Genomic DNA, 1,830 nt, shown 5'->3' with positions numbered 1-1,830 from the left:
CCTTGCGGACGGCAGCTACAGCATCAAGGCGAACGTCTCGGATGCGGCCGGGAATGCGGCACCGACGGCGAGCCAGGGGATTGCGGTCGAGACGGTTGCGCCGACGGTGTCGATCAGCACCACAGGCGCGACGACGAACCAGGCGACGCAGACGATCTCCGGAACGGTCACCGCGGCAGCGGGCGAGGCTGCGGTCGGATCAACCGTGAAGCTGTTCGACACCGTGAACGGTGTCACCGGCCAGGTCGGGACTGCGACGGTGGGCAGCGGCGGAGCCTGGAGCACCAGCGTGACGCTGGCGGGCAACGGCAGTAACAGCATCGTGGCCCAGGACACTGATGCGGCCGGCAATACCGGCAGCAGCACGGCGGTGAACTTTACCCTGGCGACTACCGCCCCGACCATTGCGATCACCTCGCCGGTGGCTGGCGACAACGTCATCAACAAGACCGAGGCTGCGGCCGGGGTGACGATCACAGGCACGGCGACGGCGGGCAGTGCGGCGGTCAATGGCCAGACTGCGACGATCACCATCGTCGATAGCAGCAACACCATCAAGGACACCTACACCACCACCGTGAGCAGCGGCGCCTGGTCGGTTAACGTGACGGCGGCACAGGCCCAGGGCCTTGCGGACGGCAGCTACAGCATCAAGGCGAACGTCTCGGATGCGGCCGGGAATGCGGCCCCGACCGCGAGCCAGGCGATTGTGGTCGACGAGACCGCCCCGACCATTGCGATCACCTCGCCGGTGGCCGGCGACAACGTCATCAACAAGACCGAGGCTGCGGCCGGGGTGACGATCACAGGCACGGCAACGGCAGGCAGCGCGGCGGTCAACGGCCAGACTGCCACCATCACCATCGTCGATGCCAGCAACGCCATCAAGGACACCTACACCACCACCGTGAGCAGCGGCACCTGGTCGGTGAACGTGACGGCAGCGCAGGCCCAGGGCCTTGCGGACGGCAGCTACAGCATCAAGGCGAACGTCTCGGATGCGGCCGGGAATGCGGCACCGACGGCGAGCCAGGGGATTGCGGTCGACGAGACCGCCCCGACCATTGCCATCACCTCGCCGGTGGCCGGCGACAACGTCATCAACAAGACCGAGGCTGCGGCCGGGGTGACGATCACAGGCACGGCGACGGCGGGCAGTGCGGCGGTCAATGGCCAGACTGCGACGATCACCATCGTCGATGCCAGCAACACCATCAAGGACACCTACACCACCACCGTGAGCAGCGGCGCCTGGTCGGTGAACGTGACGGCAGCACAGGCGCAGGGCCTTGCGGACGGCAGCTACAGCATCAAGGCCAATGTCTTGGATGCGGCCGGCAATGCAGCACCGACGGCGAGCCAGGCGATTGTGGTCGACGAGACCGCCCCGACCATTGCCATCACCTCGCCGGTTGCCGGCGACAACGTCATCAACAAGACCGAGGCTGCGGCCGGGGTGACGATCACAGGCACGGCAACGGCAGGCAGCGCGGCGGTCAATGGCCAGACTGCCACCATCACCATCGTCGACGGCAGCAACGCCATCAAGGACAGCTACACGACCACCGTGAGCAGCGGCGCCTGGTCGGTGAACGTGACGGCAGCGCAGGCCCAGGGCCTTGCGGACGGCAGCTACAGCATCAAGGCCAACGTCTTGGATGCGGCCGGCAATGCAGCACCGACGGCGAGCCAGGCGATTGTGGTCGACGAGACCGCCCCGACCATTGCGATCACCTCGCCGGTGGCCGGCGACAACGTCATCAACAAGACCGAGGCTGCGGCCGGGGTGACGATCACAGGCACGGCAACGGCAGGCAGCGCGGCGGTCAA

1 protein-coding gene and 1 pseudogene are annotated in these 1,830 nt (G+C 67.1%); both read left to right on the top strand.

Annotation, left to right across the window (positions count from 1 at the left end; translation table 11 throughout):
* Positions 1-106: 106 nt before the first annotated feature.
* Positions 107-298 (top strand): annotated as a pseudogene (locus JQ621_RS36105) (hypothetical protein); the annotation flags it as partial.
* A 72-nt stretch (positions 299-370) separates the two neighbouring features.
* The coding region (locus JQ621_RS35265; RefSeq protein WP_312015483.1) for a beta strand repeat-containing protein at positions 371-1,830 on the top strand (1,460 nt) is incomplete at its 3' end.

The sequence above is a fragment of the Bradyrhizobium manausense genome (genome assembly GCF_018129685.1).
GTDB classification, from domain to species: domain Bacteria; phylum Pseudomonadota; class Alphaproteobacteria; order Rhizobiales; family Xanthobacteraceae; genus Bradyrhizobium; species Bradyrhizobium manausense_D.
The sequence above is the reverse complement of the archived record's forward strand: the minus strand, read 5'-3'. Positions and strand labels throughout refer to the sequence as shown.